Below are 23,436 nucleotides of genomic sequence, written 5' to 3'. Positions count from 1 at the left end.
TACAGTACGTTTATTTATGTTTATTATATATCTTCCTGTCAAAACGATAATACCGTGCGGCACGATGCGCAACTCCCTTTTCCTTTTCCTCCAATGGAACCACGTACGGCAACAAAGCGATTTTCTTATGGAAATTACGCACATCAAACTCTTTATCATACACCAGCTGATAAAGCACGCGCAACTGGGCTGCCGTAAATTTACGGGGAAGCAAGTCAAACATCACCGAAGGCGAACTTTCCACATAATGGCGGAGAACCACCAGCGCATCTTTGAGGACACGCAAATGATCAAAAGCCAAACCCTTCACCTCCGATACCGGCATCCAGCAAGCATCATAAGTAGCCGAAAGATTCGTGCTACGGCGGTCTATCTTCAACAACGACAAATAGGCAACGGTTACAATCCGTCCCACCTTATTTTTCGTTATCCGGTGAAAATGTTCCAGCCACAACACATCCCGTGGATCCGACGTACGGTCTTTCGAACCGTAAGCCTTGAATTGATTCATCCGGATATTCTTCAAACCCGTCAATTCCGTAAGCACCCGTTTGGCTGCATCGTCCAAATCCTCATCAGCATAAATCAGACTCCCCGGAAGCTTCATGTCGTTATATCCACTCCCTGCACCCTTGCCGATCTGCCGGACTAAAAGCACACGGAACTGCTCACCATCAAAACCTATCACCACGCAGTCGACCGACACGTGAACGTCTATTATCTGGTTATTTCCGGTTTGCTTTTCCATGAGTATTTTTCTTTGAACACTGCAAATATAAACACTTTTTGCATACGTTGTACACAAATACATAAATTATTTATCATGTTATTAAACATTATTCTTCAAACAAATAGTTTTCGTACATCATACAACAACCATGCATTGCTTTATCGTATCAGATACAAAAAGGGTAAAAGACCGCTTCCGGCTCCTTGCATTCTGCTTTTCAGCCGGCTCTGTTTATCCCCCCAACAGGCTATATTTCCCGGCAAAGCCGTCTTGTTTTTATATTCCATGGGCTGGAACGTACATTCCAGCCCATGGAACATACGTTCCAGCCCGTGGAATGTACGTTCCGGCTGGCGGAATATAAAACATACCTAACCGCATAAGACATATCACACACCCAGACAGACGTTTTAAAGCAGGTCCGAACAAGATAACGGGAAATTTCCTACCTTTGCAACCTGAATCATCCAGACACCAAAGACATGAAACACTACCCATGCATATTGACCATCGCCGGTTCCGATTGCAGCGGAGGAGCCGGCATACAGGCAGACATCAAGACCATTTCTGCCTTGGGAGCCTATGCGGCAAGCGCCATAACCGCCATCACCGTACAGAACACCTGCGGAGTAACAGGCATCCACGCCGTGCCTCCCACCTATATCCAAGGGCAAATCCAAGCGGTTATGACGGATATCCCACCTATATCCGTAAAGATAGGCATGCTGAATGACGCCGGAACCATCCGTGCCATAGCCGAATCCCTGCACAGGTTTACACCTTATTATAAATACATCGTGCTCGACCCCGTCATGGTCTCAACCAGCGGGTGCAAACTCATAGAAGACGATGCCATCGAGGCACTGACCTCCTTGCTGATGCCCCTCGCCACCCTTATCACGCCCAATCTGAGCGAAGCGGAAGTGCTGACGGGAAAACGCATCGCCACGATACCCGACATGGAAAAAGCCGCAAAAGAATTGCTCGCCTTCGGAAGCCAGGCGGTCCTGGTCAAAGGTGGACACCTGAACGAGGCGGAGATGTGCGACGTGCTATATATAAAAGGAGAAGACCGACCTCACCTGTTTTCTTCACCCAAAATCGAAAGCCGCAACACGCACGGCACCGGATGCACCCTTTCCTCTGCCATTGCCACGTATCTTGCCTTGGGAAAACCCTTGGAAGAAGCGGTCCGGAAAGCCAAGGCATACGTCTATCAAGGTATCTTGTCGGGAAAAGACGTGCATATCGGAGAAGGGCACGGACCGCTGAACCATTTCTTTGCACCGGTTCCCCTAAGGGTAAATGAAGAATGAAGTATGAAGAATTGGCTTATGTATTCCCTCTCCGCATGGAATTGGCTAACGCCGAACATTGTTTCTTCATTCTTCCTTCTTCATTCTTCATTAAAATCACTATCTTTGTCCCAAACATTAACTTAAAAAACAATCGATATGAAAGCATTTGTATTCCCCGGCCAGGGAGCACAATTCGTAGGTATGGGAAAAGACCTTTACGAGACCTCTCCACTGGCGAAAGAATTATTCGAGAAAGCGAACGAAATCTTAGGATACCGCATTACGGATATCATGTTCAACGGCACTGACGAAGATTTGCGCCAGACCAAGGTGACCCAGCCTGCCGTATTCCTGCACTCGGTTATCTCGGCATTGTGTTTAGGCGATGAGTTCAAGCCCGAAATGACCGCCGGACACTCATTAGGCGAATTCTCGGCACTGGTAGCTGCCGGAGCCTTGTCGTTCGAAGACGGATTGAAACTGGTATATGCCCGTGCCATGGCGATGCAGAAGGCTTGCGAAATGCAACCCTCTACCATGGCAGCTATCATCGCTTTGCCCGACGAGAAAGTGGAAGAAATCTGTGCACAGGTAAGCCAGGAGGGCGAAGTATGTGTAGCGGCCAACTTCAATTGCCCGGGACAAATCGTCATCTCAGGTTCTATCGAAGGCATCAACAAGGCTTGCGAACTGATGAAAGCAGCCGGAGCGAAACGTGCCCTTCCGCTGAAGGTAGGCGGTGCTTTCCATTCTCCGTTGATGAACCCGGCTAAAGTAGAACTGGAAGCGGCTATCAACGCCACGGAATTCCATGCGCCGAAATGCCCCATCTACCAGAATGTAGATGCCAGACCGCATACAGGCCCGGCTGAAATCAAAGCTAACTTAGTAGCCCAATTGACCGCATCGGTACGCTGGACACAAACCGTACAAAACATGATAGCCGATGGGGCAACCGAATTCGTAGAATGCGGACCGGGTGCCGTATTGCAGGGATTGATTAAGAAAATCAACAAAGAAGCGAACGCACACGGGATTTGAGAAAAATAAGGAAGAATCTTGCATACATCACAAAACCCGTATGCAAGATTCTTCCATTTTATGATTACTTCTAACAATCTTCTTATTTTATGAAGAAAATCTCTCATTCCACCATTACTTTCCTCGCAATAACCACTCTTGCTTTAACCATCACCGGATGGTGCTGGAATCAGTTATCCCCTTTCTTAAGCGGCATTTTTGTATTTGACATCAAAGAATATTTCAAGACATCATTCTATGGAATCATTTTATGCACCATTTGGTTATATACTACACGAAAAAGACATAAAGAAACAATAAAACTTTTTCGCGCGAAAAAAGAAAGGATGAACCAGGGTTATCAATCCCTTCAAAAAGAATTAAAACAAAAAGAAATCCAAATCGAACAATTACAGTATAAACTCACCTGCCAACAATCTGATATTAACAAAAAAGCAACTTTACAAAAAGAGTTAAGAAACTTAAACGCCCAGCGTGACATTCTTTTACAAGAAATCATACAACATTCAGATACCCGTACTAAAATAGAACATATCCTTATAGATTATAAACAAAAAGGACATTCCAAAGAAACACTATCCGAAAAAGATTGGAGAAGCCTTGCCAACGAATTAGACCAAAAAGACATCATACTACAATATAGCAACCAATTTTGTTTCACTCCAAGTGAACAAAATTATTGTTATCTATTATTGACCGACTATTCAGCTACCGATAGAGGAAAACTCCTACAATTAACCAGACAAACAGTATACCGTAGAGAACATGATATTCTAACCAAATTAGGTGAAAATTATGAAGCTGGAAAATTGAAAAACATTGTCCGGAAATGGGTAAGAAGCTGTTTTGAATTTCTCCAAAAAGTTTTTCTTGACTTGATGTATCCGTTTCCGTGTGTGCTTTGGGCGATTTTTTGGTCCTTTTCGCTCCTGTTCTTCGTCAGATAGCCCGCTATCTTCCTCATCACAGAAGCGAAAATGCCTCAAAAACTCATCCCAAATCATCGCACGATAAATTCAAAACAGCTTCTAAATTAAAACAATAAAAAGACCTAAACAACCACACATGTTCATATACGTAATGCAAATGTTACACTTTTCTACGATATTGTTACACCTGTAACAGCCTCATTCACAAAAAGGTTATCTAATTTTGCATTGTCGAAAAGGAGCAAGACACAACACTTTATTATGCCTCTTTTCGCCACATTAAATGAAAAATTAGGAACAATCTCTATAACCTTTAAAAACGTAGAAATTATGAACAACAAAAAATTTATAAGAAAAAACGAAATCACATTTTACTTGCTATTTATAGTATTATGGCCTATTTTTTCTTCAATATTTCAATATCTATCGAATAACCATATTTCTATATCAGAAATAGCCATACAAACTTTAATAATAGCAGTTATTATGCCAATTATTATTCTTATTGGACGATTTTTTAAAAATTAAATAACATTTATGGAGATTGTTCCTTTTCACAACAGACGGTTAAAAAACAACCAATGACTCGTAGAAGTGTATCGCATACACCCCTACATAAGAATTGCAAAGGCGCAAAATCTTCACTCCTCCTGCACCTTTGCAATTTTAGAAGCTGTTTTGAATTTCTCCAAAAAGTTTTTCTTGGCTTGATGTATCCTTTTTCGTGTGTGCTTTGGGCGATTTTTTGGTTCTTTTCGCTCCTGTTCTTCGTCAGATAGCCCGCTATCTTCCTCATCACAGAAGCGAAAATGCCTCAAAAACTCATCCCAAATCATCGCACGATAAATTCAAAACAGCTTCTACATTTGCCGCATAAATTCAAAAAGAAAGCTTCAGCATCTTCCCGCCCAGTGCCGGCACATCTATCGTGACCGCCTTATCAGGCATCCACGAGATGATTTCTTCCTTTCCGGTCAGCAGGTCAGTGACATTGCACCGTGCAAACGAAGGCAGATGAAGAAAATCGAATGCATGTTGCGGAATAGTCACACCGATATGCACGGGGATAGCCTCAAAGTTTGCCACAACCAGAATCACTTCCTTGCCATACTTGCGCAAGAATGCATACTGGCGGTGCTCATTCATCAGCCAGCCGCCCTGATTGACATACATCAGGTCGAAGAAACTCCCCTTGGAAAGTGCAGCTTCTGTTTGACACAGGTTGAGCACATGTTGGTAATAGCGACGGATTTCCTTTTCTTTAGCGTTCAGCAAATGCAGGTTGTAACGCCCGTGATTGCTCCAACGGCGGATGCTGGGGATGCTCCAATAGTCGAATATCGTGGTGCGCCCGTCACGTCCGCTAAAGCCTTCCGAATCCATTCCTTCCTCACCCAATTCCTGCCCGAAATAAATCATCATCGGATTGGTATTCATGCAAGCCGAAACCAGCAATGCCGGAAGCCCCTTGCGTGCATCGCCCGCAAAGAAATCGGAAGCGATACGCTGTTCGTCATGATTCTCCAGGAAGTTCAACATGTGCGGCTGGATGTCATTCACACGCTGCCAACACCCGGTAATGGCGGTTGCCGATGTATATCCGCACACCAATGCACGCAAGGTATCATACAGCCCCACCTTATCATACAGATAATCGAAATGCCCTTTATAGATATAATTACGGTATTCATCCGGATTGTATACCTCGGCAATAAAGACCAATGCCGGATAATGCGCCTTCACTTTCGGGATGACCCAGCCCCAAAACTCGCAAGGCACCATCTCTGCCATGTCGCACCGGAAACCGTCGATGCCTTTCGAAGCCCAAAACAACAGGATATCCAACATCTTGTGCCACGTGTCCGGCTCGGGATCGAAATGATTGCCCGTATTGCCTATGTAGTCTACACCATAATTCAGTTTTACCGTTTCATACCAATCGGTCTTGTTGGGGTAAGCATCAAAACGGTCGTTGCCAGTAGCCTTGGCAGGCATCTCATCATACAATCCCTGCTCTTCATCATAAAAATCTATCTCACCGCCAAGATGGGCACCGGGAATATAATAAAAATTATTATCCGGAGCAAATGCCTTCGACGGGTCATCATCCTCACCCAGATCTTTCACACCTTCGGGCTTAGCTATCGAATGGTACTGACGCGCCACATGATTGGGGACAAAATCGATAATCACCTTCAACCCGTTTGTGTGCGAGCGTTGCACCAAAGCCTCAAACTCTTCCATGCGGCGGTCTACATGAACAGCCAAGTCCGGGTCTACATCGTAATAATCACGGACAGCATATGGCGAGCCCGCTTTTCCCTTCACTACTGCCGGATGGTTGCGCGGAATGCCGTAAGCCGAATAATCGGTCTGCGAAGCATGGGCGAGGATACCCGTGTACCAGATATGAGTAGCGCCCAGCTTCTTGATCTCGTGCAAGGCCTTGTTGGTAAAATCATCCATTTTTCCACACCCGTTTTCACTTAAGGTTCCATTTATCTTATTGCGGAGCCCTCTGTTTCCGAACAAACGGGTGAATACCTGATAAATAATCATTTTCCCTTCTTGTTCCATAGTCGTATTTTTTATTTACTAATGTACTACACTTGTGTGTTGTCTGTATTCAAAGATAAAATCCGTATAACCTGTAGCGGAAAGATTTCATCACCGTTTCGTCAGTCCTACTTTCAGATTCAGCTTAAAATAGTACACACCGTTCTCACGCTCCAGATAGCCATACTTGTCTTTAGAGGTAGAACCTTTTTCCAGACGCGTATTGTAGAAAAGGAAGTCGGCAAATACCTGGCGGAAAGCCCGCTGGTAACAAAGCACATCTCCATTTCCCGTCACCAACAAGCATCCGTCGATAGCCGAATCGATGCCGTTGTATATCTTTGCCGGACGCATACCGGTAGCAACGGCAAGCAGGAATTCTTTTATCTTATAATCGTAGAAACCGTGCTTGACAATCAATTCATCCTTAATCTTCAGCGGGTTAAGCTGCCTGACGGCTTCTGTCAGATCGGATACCTTAGTCTTGCCCTCCAGCCACATCAGCCGGGTCATTTCACCCAACAAGCGTCCCATGTGCAGGTCTATCATCGAGAGGTTGCTGCGGAAAATCTTGTCAGCCACATCATTATACTTCAAGTTTCCTCCCATACGTTCTATCATCAGCATACGCCCCAATACATCTTCTTCCTCACCAAAGGCATTGATTTTTGCCACAGCAGGTACCGGAAACTTGATGCCAGTCTGCTCGAACTTGAAGTTTGCAGCCCTCCCACCGTCCAGCAAGGGATATAATGCTCCCAGCCTCGAACGCACACAGAAGCCCGTCAAGGGCGCGTCTTCACGATAGAACGCTACCTTAAAATCGGTACGGTCATCGGTTTTGGCTTCCAGATTGTATATCGCCACTTCGTCCAAGAAGCCTTCCACTCCTTCGGGCGAGGCAACATCATCGGTTTCCGATTCACGCAAAGCCTGTAATACCAGTTCCGATACCGTAGCAAAATCTTCCCTCGGAACGCGCTTATCCATTTGTTCTCCACATATCCTCACTTCATTCTTCCCGATTACGTACCGGCGTGTCCCATCGTGTTCTTCACGTTGCACCATAGCCACCGGCAGGCACACAGCTTCATTCTGTTTCACATCCGGCGTACCGGCATACACCTGTCCGTCTGCCAGCAAACGGAAAAACGCATAGAGTTCACTCCATTCTTTCTTTGTCGCGTTAAATGCCATAGTCTTGTTATCTTCTTTTTATACTTTTACATCGGCAAAGATAACTAAAAAGCCTTTCAATATCCCTAATATCCGGCGCCGATATCTTAAACAATGTTATAAAACAGATATTTTCCTCTGGATTATTTGCAGATTCAATAAAAGTCCGTACATTTGCAATGTGTTTTTCATAGTATTAGATTTAAGGTTAACAAAAGGTTGGAGTACAGCGGTACTCCTTTTTTTATGTCCTTATGTCTCAAGGCAAATCCGGACTGGAATTTTCTCACCACAGGTACACAGAGTCCTTTAATTTTTTCCTCTGTGATACTCTATACCGCATATAGTATAAAAACAACATCGGAGATAAAGCTTTGTAACCAGCCTTATCTCCGATATTTGTTCTTTTATCATGCAATGCAGTGATGTTATACCGCGGATTATTCATCAACGGATACCTGATTTTCCGTTGCCAGAGAAATTGCTTTCCGGCTCCGGTCGTCCGGACCTTTAGGATGAATCACTTCCTCCAGACGAAGGTCGAATATCAATGTGGAATACCCACGAATAGTACCATTTCCCGATGTTCCATATCCCATCTGATACGGGATATAAACCTCCCAATGCTCGCCTTCCTGCATATGAAGCAAGGCAGTAGTCCAACCGGTTATCACCTCGCTTGCCGCAAACGAAACCGGCACATGTACCTCCGCATTCCAATCTCCGGAATAACTTTGGTCGAACACTTCTCCGTTTATCAAGCATCCGCGATAATGTACCGCTACCGTATCGGTTGCAAACGGTGTTTCACCTAATTCAGCATCCGCTTCCGTCAAATCCTTTACGTACACATAATCTGAGTTGGTCAGGGTTAAATCTGTACCCATTCCATCGTTCTGGATTTTATAGTTCGCATAACGGTACCATGTTTCTCCAGCAGGCGGATTGGCTACAACATCAGCAATGGAGTCTATATAAGCTACGTTGCGCGCTTCCCAATCGGCGTATGGGTCGGCGGTAGGTGTATCGTCGCTACACGAAGCAAAGACACACATTACCATACCGAGTATCCATAGCCTGACACAATATGTCTTCATCGACCTTTTCATTATTGCAAGGTTTTCAGCAGACTGGTGATGCTCACCTTGTCGGCGATAATATTGTTCAGGTCGGCAATAGCCACACGCTCCTGCTCCATCGTATCGCGGTTACGCAACGTCACGCAGTTGTCTTCCAGCGTCTGATGGTCTACCGTTACGCAATACGGCGTACCGATGGCATCCTGACGGCGGTAACGCTTGCCGATAGAGTCCTTCTCGTCGTACTGGCAATGGAAATGGAACTTCAAGTCGTCCATAATCTCGCGCGCCTTTTCGGGCAGCCCGTCTTTCTTCACCAACGGCATCACGGCAAGCTTCACCGGAGCCAGGGCGGCAGGGAGCTTCAACACCACGCGTGTCTCGCCGTTTTCCAGCTTCTCTTCCGTGTACGAAGCGCTCATCACGCTCAGGAACATACGGTCTACGCCGATAGAAGTCTCGATGACATACGGAGTATAAGATTCGTTGATTTCGGGGTCGAAATACTTGATGCTCTTGCCCGAGAACTTCTCGTGCTGGCTCAGGTCGAAGTTGGTGCGCGAGTGGATGCCTTCCACTTCCTTGAACCCGAACGGCATCAGGAACTCGATGTCGGTAGCTGCATTGGCGTAATGCGCCAGCTTCTCGTGGTCGTGATAACGGTAATGGTCATCACCGAAGCCCAATGCCTTGTGCCATTTCAGGCGGGTTTCCTTCCACTTCTTGAACCATTCCAGCTCGGTGCCCGGCTTAACGAAGAACTGCATTTCCATCTGTTCGAACTCGCGCATGCGGAAGATGAACTGGCGTGCCACGATTTCATTACGGAACGCCTTGCCTATCTGGGCGATGCCGAAGGGGATTTTCATGCGCCCGGTCTTCTGCACGTTCAGATAGTTCACGAAAATACCTTGTGCGGTTTCCGGACGAAGGTAGACTTTCATCGAACCGTCGGCGGTAGAGCCCATTTCGGTAGAGAACATCAGGTTGAACTGGCGCACCTCGGTCCAGTTCTTCGTGCCCGAGATGGGGCACACGATTTCTTCGTCCAGGATAATCTGGCGCAGCTCGTTCAGGTCCGGTCCGGCATTCATCGCCTGTGTATAGCGTTCGTGCAGGGCGTCACGCTTCGCCTGATGCTCCAGCACGCGTGCATTGGTCGAACGGAATTCCTGCTCGTCGAAAGCATCGCCGTATTTCTTGGCGGCCTTTGCCACCTCCTTGTTTATCTTTTCGTCGTATTTCGCAATCTGGTCTTCAATCAGCACATCGGCACGATAACGCTTTTTCGAGTCGCGGTTGTCGATAAGCGGGTCGTTAAATGCGTCTACGTGCCCCGAAGCCTTCCAGATAGTGGGGTGCATGAAGATTGCCGAATCGATTCCCACGATATTTTCGTGCAAGAGCACCATGCTCTGCCACCAGTATTGCTTGATGTTGTTTTTCAGTTCCACACCGTTCTGTCCATAGTCGTAAACGGCTCCCAGTCCGTCGTAAATTTCACTCGACGGAAACACAAAGCCATATTCCTTACAATGCGAAACCAATTTCTTGAAAACGTCTTCTTGTGCCATTTTTCTTTATCTTTAAATTATTAATTCCGAAACTCATAAATGCGCACAAAGATACGGATTTATCCATAAAAAAGAAGCACAAGTTTATTAATTTATGCGAATCAGGAACAAATCGCCCCGTTTTCATTCGGGCTTCTCGTGAAAGAGCTGCACCGCACGTGCAAACTCCCCACTGATTTGCACCGCCCGCGGATGGTCGATGCGGAACAAGAGGGCAACAATGTTCTCCACGCCTTCATCGTCCGTTATCGTCGAGCTTAAATAATTAAATGAGTATTTGCGGTCGGCAGAATAGAACCAAGACACGAACAAGCGTTGGCGCACTTCCTGTTTCCCGTCGCTTGTATCGCAAAGGTATATCATCACAGCATCGGGCTGGCTGAAAAACTCGTAAATGAGCGCATAAACGCTACGCAACAACTTGCGGTCGCCAGGAGATTTGCGATGATTTACATTGGAAATAATAAACTCATACACATTTTCTATCCCCGGCAAAAGTTCATCAGGTACAAAAGAAAACGAATACATCACACCATAGTCGGTGGTCAATACATAAGACAATGGCGCAAAAGGTGCAGGCGTGAAAATATAAGGAGCACTCGCATTCACCCGTTCCAAATCTATCTTCACCATACCTCAAAAGATTCGGGTTCCCGTCCTGTCCGTTTTTTACATTCTTCTTTCAAATAATCCTCCATCATACGGATTATTTCTTTTTTCTTCCTCCGGTGTTCCTCCAGCCTGCGCATCAGTTCCTCGCGGGTAAAAGCAGCCTGTTCCGCCGGTTGTTTCAAAGTCTGTTCCATAGTTTTATTCTTTTGGTTTCTGCAAAGATAAGCAAAATAATCCGTATAGCCCTCAAATCTTGCTTACTACACGCATTCATCCAATGCTTTTATGAGATTTTATGAGATTGCTGTTTCCGCAACTGATTCACTCCCCACATAATAATCCCTAAAGCTATCAATCCGAAAAAAGACAAAAACAAAATCAATTCCATAACTCATTTTTCATTATTAGAATTTGCCAATAATATACATATAAGACCCGCAGATACCGTCAATAAGACAACAACTGTTCCCAATCCGAACAACAAGGCACGATTTACGTCCAGTTTCATAATACCAGCCAAAACCACGCCACCAAAAACTAACTTAGAAATATCAATACAATATTTTCCAAGTTCGCCAAGCATCACTTGCTTATTTGTTTTCCTTTCATCCTCCATTTTTGCAAATATACACCTTTCTTCTGAAAGCGCCAATCTTTTTCTTCCTTTTTCAGTCCACCGTCCGCCAAATTCACTAAATTTGCACCGGCAATCCATGAAAAAACGGTTATGAAACACAAGCACATCGACAAATATACCCTGATGACCACCGCCCCCATCCCCCAGCTGATAGGGTCGCTTGCCATACCCACCATCGTCAGCATGCTGGTCACTTCATTCTACGTGATGATAGATACCTATTTCGTAGGGAAAATCAACACCCAGGCCACCGCCGCCGTAGGGATTTCCTTCTCGGTCATGGCTATCATACAGGCGTTCGGATTCTTCTTCGGACACGGGTCGGGCAATTTCATCTCGCGCCGGTTGGGGGCGCGCGACTATCAAAGCGCCGAGAAAATGGCGGCAACGGGATTCTTCAGCGCCTTCATCATGGGATGCCTCATCACGCTTTTCGGGCTCCTGTTCCTGACCCCTATCTGCCGCATACTGGGCTCTACCCCCACTATCCTGCCCTATACCGAGACCTATCTGGGCATCATCCTGCTGGGAGCGCCCTTCATGGCATCGTCGCTGGTGCTGAACAACCAAATGCGCTTTCAGGGCAACGCCGCCTACGCCATGGTGGGCATCACCGCCGGCACGGTGCTCAACATCGGGCTGGCTCCGCTGTTCATCTTCGTATGCGGCATGGGCATCGCCGGAGCGGCATACGCCACGCTGTGCGGACAGGTGTGCAGCTTCGGCATCCTGCTCTACATGGACAGCCGGGGCGAGAACATCCGCATCCGCCTGAGCAACTTCACGCCACAACTAGCTTATTTCCGCGAAATCCTTTACGGAGGAAGCCCCTCGCTCTGCCGGCAGGGACTGGCAAGCCTTGCCGCCATCCTGCTCAACGTAGCCGCCGGACGGTATGGCGACGCCGCCATTGCGGGCATGTCTATCGTGGGACGTATCTGCATGTTCATCAACTCTTTCCTCATCGGTTTCGGCCAAGGCTTCCAGCCCGTATGCGGCTACAATTACGGCGCAGGTATCTACCCACGCGTACAACAAGGCTTCTGGTTCTGCGTAAAAGTAGGGGTAGTGTTTCTCACCCTATGCTCAATTGTCGGCTACATCTACGCACCCGAAATCGTGGCATGGTTCCGCGAAGACGACGCCGAGGTAATCGCCGTAGGTGCGCGTGCCTTGCGCTGGCAGCTTATCACATTGCCATTGGGCACGTGGGTCATCCTTTGCAACATGCTGCTCCAAACCATCCGCAAGCCCGTACGTGCCGTGTTGCTTGCCTCCGCACGCCAAGGGCTGTTCTTCATCCCCTTTATCATCCTGCTACCCCACTGCTTAGGTCTGCAAGGTGTAGAGATGAGCCAGGCCGTAGCCGACTTCTGTTCGTTCATCTTCGCCCTGCCCGTAGCGATTCCGGTACTCCGCTCGTTACGGAAAACAGACTAACTGCGATAGGGAATATATATATTGCATGACACACGCACCTATCTGCACCGGGCTATGCATGTATATCCCCGGCACGATGCAGCTATATCCGATAAAAGCCGTTTTTGAAAGGGCCTTATCCCATTGCTATGCGTTACAATTGTTACAATTACAGTTAATGTAAAATGCTTTTTCAATCCCGGACAAAAAAAGAAATCCACCTATTAAAATTATATATTATATATTTATATATAAATATATAATATATAATTTATAACAAGTTTTTCCCGCTATCTGATTTTCAACTTACATCAACTGTAATTGTAACAATTGTAACGGTTGTAACTGTGCAACGGAGGTCCCCCTGTGCTTCTGCATCTCTGCGTTCCATTCCATTCATCAAAGCACTTGTTTTTTCCAATAATTATCCGTACATTTGCATCAAGCAGAAAACAATTATGAGCGACGACACATTAGACAAAAACGAAACAACGGATATACCTGAAAAAGAATCGGATACGAATTACAAGCCCGCCTCGCCGGCGGACAAGGCAGTGAAATACCAGCTGAGCGGAATGTATCAGAACTGGTTCCTCGACTATGCCTCGTACGTCATTCTGGAACGTGCCGTACCCCACATCAACGACGGACTGAAACCGGTGCAGCGGCGCATCCTGCACGCCATGAAACGGCTGGACGACGGACGCTACAACAAGGTGGCGAACATCGTGGGGCACACCATGCAGTTCCATCCGCACGGCGACGCTTCCATCGGCGACGCGCTGGTGCAGCTGGGGCAGAAAGACCTGCTCATCGATTGCCAGGGAAACTGGGGAAACATCCTCACGGGCGATGATGCAGCCGCCCCCCGATACATCGAAGCACGCTTGTCGAAATTCGCCCTCGACGTGGTGTTCAATCCCAAGACCACCGAATGGCAAGCCTCTTACGACGGGCGCAACCGCGAACCCGTAACCCTGCCGGTCAAGTTCCCCCTGTTGCTGGCACAGGGCGTAGAAGGCATCGCCGTAGGACTTTCATCGAAAATCCTGCCTCACAACTTCAATGAGTTATGCGATGCAGCCATCGCTTACCTGCACGGCGAAGAGTTCCACCTCTACCCCGACTTCCAGACCGGAGGGGCGGTAGACGTGTCGCGCTACAACGACGGCGAGCGGGGCGGAGTGGTGCGCGTACGTGCCAAGATATCGAAAATAGACAACAAGACACTCTGCATCAGCGAAATTCCCTACGGGAAAACCACATCGTCGCTCATCGACTCTATATTGAAAGCCGTAGAAAAAGGGAAAATCAAGGTGCGCAAGGTAGACGACAACACCGCCGACAAGGTGGAAATACTGGTACACCTCGCCCCCGGAGCCTCGTCGGACAAGACGCTGGACGCCCTGTATGCCTTTACGGATTGCGAAGTGAACATCTCGCCCAACTGCTGCGTCATCGAGGACAAGAAGCCGCATTTCCTCTCGGTAGGCACGGTGCTCCGCAAGTCGGTCGACCACACCCTCGGGCTCTTGCGCCGCGAACTGGAAATACAGCGCGACGAGACCCTGGAGACCCTGCACTTCGCCTCGCTGGAGAAAATCTTCATCGAAGAGCGCATCTACAAAGACCGCGGCTTCGAGCAAGCCGAGAACATGGACGCCGCCTGCGCGCATATCGACGAGCGGCTCACCCCGTTCTACCCCCAAATGGTGCGCGAAGTGACCAAGGATGACATCCTGCGCCTGATGGAAATCAAGATGGCACGCATCCTGAAGTTCAACAAAGACAAAGCGGACGAAAACATTGCACGCCTGAAAGCGGACATCGAGGAAACGGAAAACCACTTAGCTCATCTTACCGACTATACCATCGCCTGGTTCCGCCGCCTGAAAGAGAAATACGGAGCACAGTTCCCCCGCCGCACCGAGATACGCAACTTCGACACCATCGTAGCCACCAAAGTGGCGGAAGCCAACGAGAAGCTCTACATCAACCGCGAGGAAGGCTTTATCGGCACGGGGCTGAAAAAGGACGAATTCGTGTGCAACTGTTCCGATATCGACGATGTAATCATCTTCTACCGCGACGGGAAATACAAGGTGGTGCGCGTACAGGACAAGCTCTTCGTAGGCAAGAACATCCTCTACGTCAACGTGTTCAAGAAGAACGACAAGCGTACTATCTACAACGTCATCTACCGCGACGGGAAAGACGGATACCACTACATCAAGCGTTTCAACGTGACTTCGATGATACGCGACCGCGAGTACGACGTGACGCAAGGCACACCGGGTTCGCGCATCGTCTACTTCACCGCCAACCCCAACGGCGAGGCGGAAACCGTGAAAGTGACCCTGCGCCCCAACCCGCGCATAAAGAAACTGGTGTTCGAACGCGACTTCAGCACCATCAACATCAAGGGACGCCAGTCGATGGGCAACCTGCTCACCAAGTACGAGGTACACAAAATCGGGCTGAAACAACGCGGAGGCTCTACCCTGGGCGGACGCAAGGTGTGGTTCGACCACGATGTGTTACGCCTCAATTACGACGGGCGCGGACAATACTTAGGCGAGTTCCAAAGCGATGACCGCATCCTCGTGGTACATACAGACGGCGACTTCTATACTACCGACTTCGACCTGAACAACCATTACGACCCCGATATCCGGCTCATCGAGAAGTTTGATGCCGACAAGGTGTGGACCGCCGTGCTCTACGATGCCGACCAGCAGAACTACCCGTACCTGAAACGCTTCTGCTTCGAGGCGACAAGCAAGCGCCAGAACTACTTGGGCGAGAACAAGCAAAACCGTTTGCTCCTGCTCAGCCCCGAAGCCTATCCGCGCATCCAGGTGGTATTCGGCGGACACGACGCGTTCCGGGAACCGCTGATAGTAGAAGCATCCGACTTTGTAGGCATAAAGAGCTACAAGGCTAAGGGCAAACGCCTCACCACCTACACCGTGGGCGAGGTAAACGAACTGGAACCTACCCGCATGCCAGAACCAGAAGAAGCTCCCGACACAGAAGATAACGGAACATCCGAAGACGAAAACGGACAAATGAACCTATTCGATAACGAAGAAGAATGAAAACATTGATTTATATCGAACACAGAGACACAAAGACACTGAGAATAAAAAATAAAGCCTCTGTGCCTCTGCGCCTCTGTGTTTTTATTCTGATAGTCTTAACCTGCCTTCCGACCCGTATCCAAGCGCAAGACTCCCTGCAAGCCACACACCACGTGATGCGCTCGGTGATGATAGGAGCCGGACACAACAACACATTCGAGACCTATCTCTCGCCTTTGGAATACGAAGGTCCAGAAGTGCGCTTCGCCTACGAAACGATGCGGATGACCCGCCTGATGGACGGGAACGTTTCGGCGCAAAACCTGTTCCAGCTACATGCCTCGTACACCGAAAACATCTCGCAGACCAACCATACGTACGGCGGGCTGGTGAACTGGAACTATGCCCTGCATTACCAGTTCCGCCCTGCCAAGGGACTGAAGATACTTTTCGGCCCCATGCTCGACCTCAATGCAGGCGTTGTATACAACCGGCGCAACTCGAACAACCCTGCCCAAGCAAAAGCCTACGGGGGCTTAGGGGCATCAGGGATGCTCATCTGGAAATTCCGCATCAGAAATTATCCAATGACCGTGCGCTATCAGGCGAACCTGCCTCTGCTGGGCGTGATGTTCTCGCCTGAGTTCGGCGAATCGTATTACGAAATATTCTCGCTGGGCAACGGAGGACAGAACGTAGTGTTCACCTCCCTGCACAACAACCCGTCCCTGCGCCAGCTCCTTACTCTCGACTTCCCGGTAGGAAACACGGTGATGCGTGTGGGCTACGTATGCGACCTCCAGCAGGCAAAGGTAAACAACCTGAAAAGCCATACCTACTCGCACGACTTCATGATAGGCGTCGTGCGCAATCTGTACCTGTTCCATGGAAAGAAACACATGACCACGCCACCTAAAATAACTCCGTTTTAAACCATGAGAAAATATATCCTCTACCTATGCATCACCGTGCAGGCATTGTTCGCCTCCTGCATCCGCGAAGACATATCAGGCAATACGCCCGAGTCGAACTTCGAGTCCCTATGGAAAATCATTGACGAGCAATATTGCTTCCTCGACTACAAGCACGAAGAATACGGGCTGGACTGGAACGAAGTACACACCCGCTACGCCCAGCGCATCACGCCCGACATGACGTGGGAAAACCTCTACAAAGTGCTCTCGGACATGGTGAACGAGCTGAGAGACGGGCATGTCAACCTGTCCAGTTCCATCGGCACATCGCAATACCGCGCATGGTTTGACGCCTTCCCCCATAATTTCAGTGACAGCATCCAGAGCAATTACCTGGGAAAAGACTATGTGAACTCGTCGGGCATTACCTGGTCGATACTGGAAAACAACATCGGCTACATCTATTGCGAAAGTTTCTCGAACGGCATTGGAGACGGAAATCTGGACCAGACCCTGAACTCGCTTGCCGTATGCGACGGACTGATTATAGATGTACGGGATAACGGAGGCGGAAACCTGACTACGGCACAAAAACTGGCGGCACGTTTCACCAACGAGCGGGTGCTTGTAGGCTATATGTACCACAAGACGGGACCTGCCCACGATGATTTTTCCGACCCCAAACCTGTCTACATCGAGCCTTCGGACGGCATCCGGTGGCAAAAGCCGGTGGTAGTGCTCACCAACCGCCGTGCCTATAGTGCCACCAACGATTTTGTGAACAGCATGAACCAGTTCCCCAACGTGACCCTTGTAGGTGACAAGACAGGCGGAGGCTCAGGGCTTCCCTTCTCATCGGAAATCCCCTGCGGCTGGTCCATTCGTTTCTCCGCCAGCCCGATGCTCGACCCCGAAATGAACCACCTGGAATTCGGTATCGACCCTGACGTGAAAGTAGACATGACCAGCGAAGACATCGCCCAGGGGAAAGACACCATGATAGAAACGGCATGCCGGGTGCTGAAAGGACAATAAGGAAATGGTTTCCCGGAAATGGTTTCTACCGAATGGTTTCTATGCACCTCTGTAGTGAAATTTCACACAAAGATTTGGCGATTTCGAAAATAAGCCTTATCTTTGCACCCGCAATTCCATTTTAACATGGACATGCGCCTGTGGCGTAATTGGTAGCCGCGCCAGACTTAGGATCTGGTGTCGTGAGACGTGTAGGTTCGAGTCCTATCAGGCGCACTTCTTTTTTATTCCTTTTGGCTCTCAGGCCAGTTCACCAAATACAAAGTTCCTTTAGCACGCGTAATTGCCGTATAAAGCCAGCGGTAATAATCGGGCGAAACCATATCCTCGGTCAGATACCCCTGATCGATGAACACGTTTTGCCATTGTCCGCCCTGCGCTTTGTGGCACGTTACGGCGTATGCATACTTCACCTGCAAAGCGTTATACCACGGGTCTGACTTTATCTTCTTCATCCGCCCCGCTTTCGTGGTAATATCCTGGTAATCTTCGAGCACGGCATGAAACAAACGGTCGGCATGCTCTTTGGGCAATGCCGGCGCATCGGTATGGAGCGTATCAAGCAGGATTTTCACCTCCAGCTCAATATCGTTGTAATCAGGAAACGCAAGAAGCACATCGGCAAAACGGAATCCATACATCTCGTGCACCCGGCGCACCCGGCGTACCACGGCTATATCCCCGTTGGCGATAAAATCCAGTTCCTTGACATCGGCTCCCCAAAAATAATTGTTCTTCGCCACCATCAGGATATCGCCCGCATTCAATTCATCCTCACGATAAAGAACCGTATTCCGTATTCCCTGGTTATAAAGGTTAGCCCGCTTGTTCGAACGGCAAATCACGATGGTTTCGTCCATTCCCTCGCGCCCATAACAGGTGTTGAGGGTCTCTATCAGTTCGCTCCCCGGCACCACACGCACATCGGGAAATCCCTCTACCCGTATGCGGGGAAGCTCTCCGGAAAACTCTTCCGCCATTTTCCGGCGCAGGCAAGTGGCATTGTACAAGATGCCCGACTCAGACTCCTGCCGGACTACTTGCGTCAGCTCCTGCTCTACAACCTCCAACCCATACCCTCTCAACACATCTGCCGAGAGTGCCGGACTCTCTTCTTCGCCTACAGGAGGCAACTGAGCGGTGTCGCCCACCAACACCAACCTACACCCTTGCCCGCCATATACATATTGTATCAGGTCGTCCAGCAAGCGTCCGCTCCCGAACACGTTCCCCGACAAGCCCAGATTGGATATCATCGAGGCTTCGTCCACAATGAACAACGTGTGCTGGTGCAGATTGACATTCATCGTAAAATTATCCATCTCGTTCGAAAAAGTACGCTGGCGGTAAATACGCCGGTGGATGGTGTAAGCCGGATGTCCGGAGTGAAGCGCGAATACTTTGGCCGCCCGCCCCGTAGGAGCCAGCAATATACATTTCTGCTTCATCCCGTTGAGAGTTCTCACCAATGCACTTACCAGACTGGTTTTTCCTGTTCCGGCATATCCTTTCAACAAGAAAACGGTATCCGGTTGAGAGGAGAGAAGAAAATCAACGAACAAATTCATCGTTAATTCTTGCCCGGAAGTTGGCTTATTAAAGAAATTTTGCTTTATCTGATCCAATAATTTGATGTTCAGCATACTTATCCTATAAATTTTAGTAACTTTGTCCACTCTTAAAAACAGAAGTCATATTTTTATACACGAATATAAACCAAAAAACGCAAAAAGAAGAAAGAATATGCCAGAAAAAGATACCAACCAGACTCAACCGGAATTCCAAACTCTCTCTATCCGACTCAGTCCGGAGGGATTTTCTTTTGCAACCTATCATCCGGCAGATGCAAGCCGTATCTATTTCCAGCATACCGCAGTAAACGTGCAACGTTCGATGGCAGCCAATGTAAAAGGTTTCCTGTCTCAAACTCCTGAGCTGAACGTTATATACCATCAAACCAACATCCTGATACATACTTTACGGTATACTACCGTTCCCCTCGAACTCTTCGAAGACGAACAAATGGAAATGCTTTTCTACCAAAACGTACCCAAACAGAACAATGAAATCGTTTTATGCAACATCCTGGGCAACAGTAATGTGGTAGTATTGTTCTCTATTGACAAACTAACCCACGTATTTTTGTCCGAGCATTTTCCTTGTGCACGTTTTTTTGCTACAGTAAGCCCTCAGATAGAATACTTTACCAAAGAAAATCGTCAAAGACAAACACAGCAAATATATGCCAATATACATGCCGACAATATGGAAGTATTCTGTTTCTCTAACGGCAGATTACAACTTGCCAATACCTATCCGATAAGCACCAATGAAGACCGTTCGTATTACCTGCTGAATATCTGGAAACAATTAGACTATGATACAGAAAAAGATGAACTGCATCTCACAGGGCTTACGAAAGAGGAACTGCACGGACAAATTAGTTTCCTCCGACAATTCATCCGGAAAATATTCATAATCAACAACCCTCAGGCGGAACTCCAGCAGTCTTCCGACACTTCGCTGGAAACGATTCCGTTTGATATTCAATCTTTATTTATATGCGAGTAATCAGTGGAATCTACAAACACCGGAGGTTCGATGTGCCCCATACTTTCAAGGCTCGTCCTACTACCGATTTTGCCAAAGAAAACCTTTTCAATGTCTTAAACAATCATTTCGATTTCGAAAACAACGTAACGGCACTCGACCTGTTTGCAGGAACTGGAAGCATCAGTATTGAGCTTTTGTCAAGGGGATGCGACAAAGTCGTATCAGTAGAAAAAGACCCTCAACACTATGCCTTTATCTGCAAAAACATGAGCGATATAAAGACCGACAAATGCAAGACCATACGAGGTGACGTATTCAAATACATCAGTAAATGCAAGGAACAATTCGATTTTATCTTTGCTGACCCTCCCTACGCTTTACCGGAATTAGAAAGCATCCCAGACAAGATATTCGAATACAATCTGCTCAAACCCGACGGACTTTTCGTTTTGGAACATGGAAAGAACCTGAACTTTGAAAGCCATCCGCACTTCACCGAACACCGGCACTATGGAAGCGTAAACTTCTCATTTTTCCACTAAAGCAAGGGAGCCAGCAAACGTACAACCGATTCGGTTATCTTATTCTTCCATGAACGCTGGCTCCATAACTTGCGCGACAAAAGCTGACAATGCTTCTGGTCGGCAAGAAACACTCCTTTCAGACGCAAAGCCATTTCAACATCATAAAAAAAGACATTCGCCTCAAAATTGTGCTCAAAACTCCGAAAATCCATATTGGTAGATCCGACCGATGAAAACTCATCATCCGACACCCATAGTTTGGAATGCAAAAAGCCCTTCCTATACAAATAAACCTTAACACCCGCGCGCATCAATTCATCCAAATAAGACAAAGACCCTTTATGAGTCAGATACGTATCCGCACGCTTAGGCAACATCACCCGTACATCCACCCCTGAAAGGGAAGCGGTCTGCAATGCCACCACCACTTCTTCTGTAGGAAGCAAATAAGGAGTCTCAATATAAAAATACCGTTTGGAAGAACACAAAGCCTTGATAAGCCCTTGCATAATGTCGTGCCAATCTCCAACCGGTTCCGAAGTTACAATCTGCGCCACCACGTTGCCTTGCCATTCCATTTTCGGAAAATACTCAGAAGAAGTAAGTAACATCCGGTCCACAACAAACCAATCAGTCAAAAATGCCGTCTGCAAACCATATACAGCCTTTCCTTTGACACACACATGCGTATCACGCCAAATCCCCCACGAAAATCCACGCAAATAACGTTCGGCGATATTCATACCTCCGATAAATCCTACTTTCCCATCAATAATCGCTATCTTCCGGTGATTCCGATAATTAACCTTACTGGTAAAACGGGGAAAACGGACTTTCAGAAAACTCTGTACCTCAATTCCCTCACACATCATCTCATCATAAAACAAAGGATTTACTTTCCAACAACCCACATCATCGTACAGCAAGCGTATTTTCACTCCTTCACGTGCTTTATCTATCAGCAAATCCCGCAACAAACGTCCTACCGAATCGTCTTCAAAAATATAAAATTGGAGATGAATGTGGTGCTTTGCCTGACCGATTTCATGCATCAATGCCTGTAACATCGCATATCCATCTGTATAAACCGCTACTTGATTTCCATCAAACGGCAAAGCACTATTGATTTTCCGGAAAAAGGATATCAATGGATTTTTATTATTCAAGTCATAAAAAGCCTCTTGCGCCTGATATTCTGCCATCGGCCTTTTGTTCAAACGTGAATAGCCTTTCTTGCTTATCAACCTTTCCCGACGTGTACTTCTTCCCAAAAAGAAATAAAACACCAATCCTACCAGCGGCAAAAAGAAAAGCACAAGTATCCACGCCATGGTTTTCACCGGATTACGATTTTCTAGAATGACTACAAATATAGTAGTCACAATCACTGCCAGATAAAGAATCTGGAATATACTCCAGAGCACTTCACTCCAAACAATCGCATCCATCATAAAAAACACTTATAAAGAAGATTGAATGATATCTATCAAAATCGGTTTCATACCGCTCACAAAACATTCCACGGCAATCACCATCAATATAAGCCCCATCAAACGCATCATCACATTATTTCCAGTTTCTCCGATAACCTTGACTAGACGAGTTGACAAACAAAGTATAATGTAAGTCAATACATAGACAATAGCAATAACAGCCACTAACGTCACTTTTAATTCCCAACTATCTGCATCACTCATCATAATAATACCATTCGCTATAGCTCCAGGACCACACAGCATCGGAATAGACAAAGGAGTAATGGAAATATCATCAGCATACGTCTTAATTTCTTCATCTTTCAACTTCGTATTAGTATAACGGGCCTGCAACATGTCATACCCAATTTTCAAAATAATAATTCCGGCAGCTATACGAAATCCATTCGTTGAAATACCAAAGAACTTAAACAAGAACTGACCAAAAAAAGTAAATGCCATCAAAATTACAAAAGAAATAATAGTAGCACGTTTCACTATGTGTTTACGTTCTTTATCCTCCAGTCCATTAGTCATTGTCAAAAATACTGGCATAGTTCCTAATGGATTAGTTAATGTAAAAAAGGAAGTAAAACAAAGTAATGCAAAAGGCAGAATTGTATCCATATTAAAATTCAATAGTAAGTCTGGGCAAATATAAGAAAATAAATGCATAATCTCAAAAAAAGAAAAGGATCCTCCCCCGGACATCAGACCGGGGAAGGATCCCAAAACGGCGGCTACCTACTCTCCCACTGTTACGCAGTACCATCGGCGTGACGAAGCTTAACTTCTCTGTTCGGA

21 protein-coding genes and 1 tRNA gene are annotated in these 23,436 nt (G+C 47.2%); 9 read left to right on the top strand and 13 right to left on the bottom strand.

Going from position 1 to position 23,436, the window contains the following annotated elements; genetic code table 11:
- Positions 1–10: 10 nt before the first annotated feature.
- On the bottom strand, positions 11–748 hold the full coding sequence (locus B5G04_RS17535) for an NUDIX domain-containing protein (RefSeq protein WP_087249623.1): 738 nt from the start codon (positions 746–748) through the stop codon (positions 11–13).
- A gap of 464 nt (positions 749–1,212) precedes the next feature.
- Here B5G04_RS17535 and thiD point away from each other — a divergent pair, with 464 nt between their 5' ends.
- Together thiD and fabD are read left to right on the top strand one after the other, a co-directional pair.
- Positions 1,213–2,046 (top strand): bifunctional hydroxymethylpyrimidine kinase/phosphomethylpyrimidine kinase, encoded by an 834-nt coding sequence (thiD, locus tag B5G04_RS17525; protein ID WP_087398204.1) that lies wholly within the window; start codon positions 1,213–1,215, stop codon positions 2,044–2,046.
- 138 nt (positions 2,047–2,184) lie between these two features.
- Entirely contained in the window at positions 2,185–3,069 is an 885-nt protein-coding gene (gene fabD, locus B5G04_RS17520; RefSeq protein WP_087398203.1) for an ACP S-malonyltransferase, read from the top strand.
- A gap of 782 nt (positions 3,070–3,851) precedes the next feature.
- Here the strand turns inward: fabD and B5G04_RS20050 are convergent.
- The 9 genes from B5G04_RS20050 to B5G04_RS17475 form a co-directional block, all read right to left on the bottom strand.
- Positions 3,852–4,073: a hypothetical protein gene (locus B5G04_RS20050; RefSeq protein ID WP_158100132.1), complete on the bottom strand. Its 222-nt coding sequence runs from the start codon at positions 4,071–4,073 to the stop codon at positions 3,852–3,854.
- A 566-nt stretch (positions 4,074–4,639) separates the two neighbouring features.
- Positions 4,640–4,834, bottom strand: coding sequence for a hypothetical protein (locus tag B5G04_RS20045; protein ID WP_158100131.1), 195 nt, complete (start codon positions 4,832–4,834; stop codon positions 4,640–4,642).
- 43 nt (positions 4,835–4,877) lie between these two features.
- Complete coding sequence (locus B5G04_RS17505) at positions 4,878–6,575, bottom strand: alpha-amylase family glycosyl hydrolase (RefSeq protein ID WP_087398201.1); 1,698 nt, start codon at positions 6,573–6,575, stop codon at positions 4,878–4,880.
- 90 nt (positions 6,576–6,665) lie between these two features.
- Positions 6,666–7,751 (bottom strand): HpaII family restriction endonuclease, encoded by a 1,086-nt coding sequence (locus B5G04_RS17500; protein ID WP_022039395.1) that lies wholly within the window; start codon positions 7,749–7,751, stop codon positions 6,666–6,668.
- Positions 7,752–8,170: 419 nt separating this feature from the next.
- Entirely contained in the window at positions 8,171–8,827 is a 657-nt protein-coding gene (locus tag B5G04_RS17495) for an FKBP-type peptidyl-prolyl cis-trans isomerase (RefSeq protein WP_087398229.1), read from the bottom strand.
- Between the two features lie 11 nt (positions 8,828–8,838).
- Positions 8,839–10,383 carry a glycine--tRNA ligase gene (locus tag B5G04_RS17490; RefSeq protein WP_013617809.1) on the bottom strand — a complete coding sequence of 515 codons (1,545 nt, stop codon included), beginning with the start codon at positions 10,381–10,383 and terminating at the stop codon, positions 8,839–8,841.
- 123 nt (positions 10,384–10,506) lie between these two features.
- Positions 10,507–11,016 carry a DUF6169 family protein gene (locus B5G04_RS17485; protein WP_087398200.1) on the bottom strand — a complete coding sequence of 170 codons (510 nt, stop codon included), beginning with the start codon at positions 11,014–11,016 and terminating at the stop codon, positions 10,507–10,509.
- Positions 11,010–11,189, bottom strand: coding sequence for a hypothetical protein (locus B5G04_RS17480; RefSeq protein WP_087398199.1), 180 nt, complete (start codon positions 11,187–11,189; stop codon positions 11,010–11,012). Before B5G04_RS17480 ends, B5G04_RS17485 begins: the two co-directional genes overlap by 7 nt.
- Positions 11,190–11,386: 197 nt before the next feature.
- A complete protein-coding gene (locus B5G04_RS17475) occupies positions 11,387–11,710 on the bottom strand; it encodes a DUF6722 family protein (protein WP_239414142.1) in 324 nt (107 codons plus the stop codon).
- Positions 11,711–11,722: 12 nt separating this feature from the next.
- Here B5G04_RS17475 and B5G04_RS17470 point away from each other — a divergent pair, with 12 nt between their 5' ends.
- The 5 genes from B5G04_RS17470 (at position 11,723) to B5G04_RS17450 (ending at position 18,296) form a co-directional block, all read left to right on the top strand.
- A complete protein-coding gene (locus B5G04_RS17470) occupies positions 11,723–13,072 on the top strand; it encodes an MATE family efflux transporter (RefSeq protein ID WP_204247031.1) in 1,350 nt (449 codons plus the stop codon).
- 437 nt (positions 13,073–13,509) lie between these two features.
- Positions 13,510–16,149, top strand: a complete 2,640-nt coding sequence (locus tag B5G04_RS17465; protein ID WP_087398197.1) for a DNA gyrase/topoisomerase IV subunit A — start codon at positions 13,510–13,512, stop codon at positions 16,147–16,149.
- Entirely contained in the window at positions 16,146–17,063 is a 918-nt protein-coding gene (locus B5G04_RS17460; RefSeq protein WP_087398196.1) for a DUF3316 domain-containing protein, read from the top strand. The genes B5G04_RS17465 and B5G04_RS17460 overlap by 4 nt, the downstream gene beginning before the upstream one ends.
- Positions 17,064–17,066: 3 nt before the next feature.
- Positions 17,067–18,080, top strand: a complete 1,014-nt coding sequence (locus B5G04_RS17455; RefSeq protein WP_087398195.1) for a S41 family peptidase — start codon at positions 17,067–17,069, stop codon at positions 18,078–18,080.
- Positions 18,081–18,214: 134 nt separating this feature from the next.
- Positions 18,215–18,296: transfer RNA gene (locus tag B5G04_RS17450), tRNA-Leu, on the top strand.
- Positions 18,297–18,304: 8 nt separating this feature from the next.
- Here B5G04_RS17450 and B5G04_RS17445 read toward each other — a convergent pair.
- Positions 18,305–19,723, bottom strand: a complete 1,419-nt coding sequence (locus tag B5G04_RS17445; protein ID WP_087398194.1) for an AAA family ATPase — start codon at positions 19,721–19,723, stop codon at positions 18,305–18,307.
- A gap of 100 nt (positions 19,724–19,823) precedes the next feature.
- Here B5G04_RS17445 and B5G04_RS17440 point away from each other — a divergent pair, with 100 nt between their 5' ends.
- Both B5G04_RS17440 and rsmD read left to right on the top strand, forming a co-directional pair.
- The gene (locus B5G04_RS17440) at positions 19,824–20,651 is read left to right on the top strand and encodes a DUF3822 family protein (protein ID WP_087398193.1); all 828 of its coding nucleotides are present in this window, start codon (positions 19,824–19,826) and stop codon (positions 20,649–20,651) included.
- Positions 20,642–21,175, top strand: coding sequence for a 16S rRNA (guanine(966)-N(2))-methyltransferase RsmD (rsmD, locus tag B5G04_RS17435; protein WP_087398192.1), 534 nt, complete (start codon positions 20,642–20,644; stop codon positions 21,173–21,175). Before B5G04_RS17440 ends, rsmD begins: the two co-directional genes overlap by 10 nt.
- Here the strand turns inward: rsmD and cls are convergent.
- Both cls and B5G04_RS17425 read right to left on the bottom strand, forming a co-directional pair.
- On the bottom strand, positions 21,172–22,608 hold the full coding sequence (gene cls / locus B5G04_RS17430; RefSeq protein ID WP_162612734.1) for a cardiolipin synthase: 1,437 nt from the start codon (positions 22,606–22,608) through the stop codon (positions 21,172–21,174). The two genes, rsmD and cls, sit on opposite strands and share 4 nt — an antisense overlap.
- 9 nt (positions 22,609–22,617) lie before the next feature.
- Positions 22,618–23,259 carry a MarC family protein gene (locus B5G04_RS17425; protein ID WP_087213307.1) on the bottom strand — a complete coding sequence of 214 codons (642 nt, stop codon included), beginning with the start codon at positions 23,257–23,259 and terminating at the stop codon, positions 22,618–22,620.
- Positions 23,260–23,436 lie beyond the last annotated feature (177 nt).

This window comes from Bacteroides sp. An51A (assembly GCF_002161565.1).
GTDB lineage: Bacteria > Bacteroidota > Bacteroidia > Bacteroidales > Bacteroidaceae > Phocaeicola > Phocaeicola intestinalis.
The sequence above is the reverse complement of the archived record's forward strand: the minus strand, read 5'-3'. Positions and strand labels throughout refer to the sequence as shown.

Excerpts from the sequence above, each read along its gene's own strand:
- B5G04_RS17490 (WP_013617809.1), bottom strand. The coding sequence starts at position 10,383 with ATGGCACAAGAAGACGTTTTCAAGAAATTGGTTTCGCATTGTAAGGAA.
- B5G04_RS17475 (WP_239414142.1), bottom strand. The coding sequence starts at position 11,710 with ATGGATTGCCGGTGCAAATTTAGTGAATTTGGCGGACGGTGGACTGAA.
- B5G04_RS17440 (WP_087398193.1), top strand. The coding sequence starts at position 19,824 with ATGCCAGAAAAAGATACCAACCAGACTCAACCGGAATTCCAAACTCTC.
- B5G04_RS17460 (WP_087398196.1), top strand. The coding sequence starts at position 16,146 with ATGAAAACATTGATTTATATCGAACACAGAGACACAAAGACACTGAGA.
- rsmD (WP_087398192.1), top strand. The coding sequence starts at position 20,642 with ATGCGAGTAATCAGTGGAATCTACAAACACCGGAGGTTCGATGTGCCC.
- B5G04_RS17500 (WP_022039395.1), bottom strand. The coding sequence starts at position 7,751 with ATGGCATTTAACGCGACAAAGAAAGAATGGAGTGAACTCTATGCGTTT.
- B5G04_RS20045 (WP_158100131.1), bottom strand. The coding sequence starts at position 4,834 with ATGATTTGGGATGAGTTTTTGAGGCATTTTCGCTTCTGTGATGAGGAA.
- B5G04_RS17480 (WP_087398199.1), bottom strand. The coding sequence starts at position 11,189 with ATGGAACAGACTTTGAAACAACCGGCGGAACAGGCTGCTTTTACCCGC.
- B5G04_RS17445 (WP_087398194.1), bottom strand. The coding sequence starts at position 19,723 with ATGCTGAACATCAAATTATTGGATCAGATAAAGCAAAATTTCTTTAAT.
- B5G04_RS17465 (WP_087398197.1), top strand. The coding sequence starts at position 13,510 with ATGAGCGACGACACATTAGACAAAAACGAAACAACGGATATACCTGAA.
- B5G04_RS17495 (WP_087398229.1), bottom strand. The coding sequence starts at position 8,827 with ATGAAGACATATTGTGTCAGGCTATGGATACTCGGTATGGTAATGTGT.
- B5G04_RS17455 (WP_087398195.1), top strand. The coding sequence starts at position 17,067 with ATGAGAAAATATATCCTCTACCTATGCATCACCGTGCAGGCATTGTTC.
- fabD (WP_087398203.1), top strand. The coding sequence starts at position 2,185 with ATGAAAGCATTTGTATTCCCCGGCCAGGGAGCACAATTCGTAGGTATG.
- B5G04_RS17425 (WP_087213307.1), bottom strand. The coding sequence starts at position 23,259 with ATGGATACAATTCTGCCTTTTGCATTACTTTGTTTTACTTCCTTTTTT.
- B5G04_RS17470 (WP_204247031.1), top strand. The coding sequence starts at position 11,723 with ATGAAACACAAGCACATCGACAAATATACCCTGATGACCACCGCCCCC.
- thiD (WP_087398204.1), top strand. The coding sequence starts at position 1,213 with ATGAAACACTACCCATGCATATTGACCATCGCCGGTTCCGATTGCAGC.
- B5G04_RS17485 (WP_087398200.1), bottom strand. The coding sequence starts at position 11,016 with ATGGTGAAGATAGATTTGGAACGGGTGAATGCGAGTGCTCCTTATATT.
- B5G04_RS20050 (WP_158100132.1), bottom strand. The coding sequence starts at position 4,073 with ATGATTTGGGATGAGTTTTTGAGGCATTTTCGCTTCTGTGATGAGGAA.
- B5G04_RS17505 (WP_087398201.1), bottom strand. The coding sequence starts at position 6,575 with ATGGAACAAGAAGGGAAAATGATTATTTATCAGGTATTCACCCGTTTG.
- B5G04_RS17535 (WP_087249623.1), bottom strand. The coding sequence starts at position 748 with ATGGAAAAGCAAACCGGAAATAACCAGATAATAGACGTTCACGTGTCG.
- cls (WP_162612734.1), bottom strand. The coding sequence starts at position 22,608 with ATGATGGATGCGATTGTTTGGAGTGAAGTGCTCTGGAGTATATTCCAG.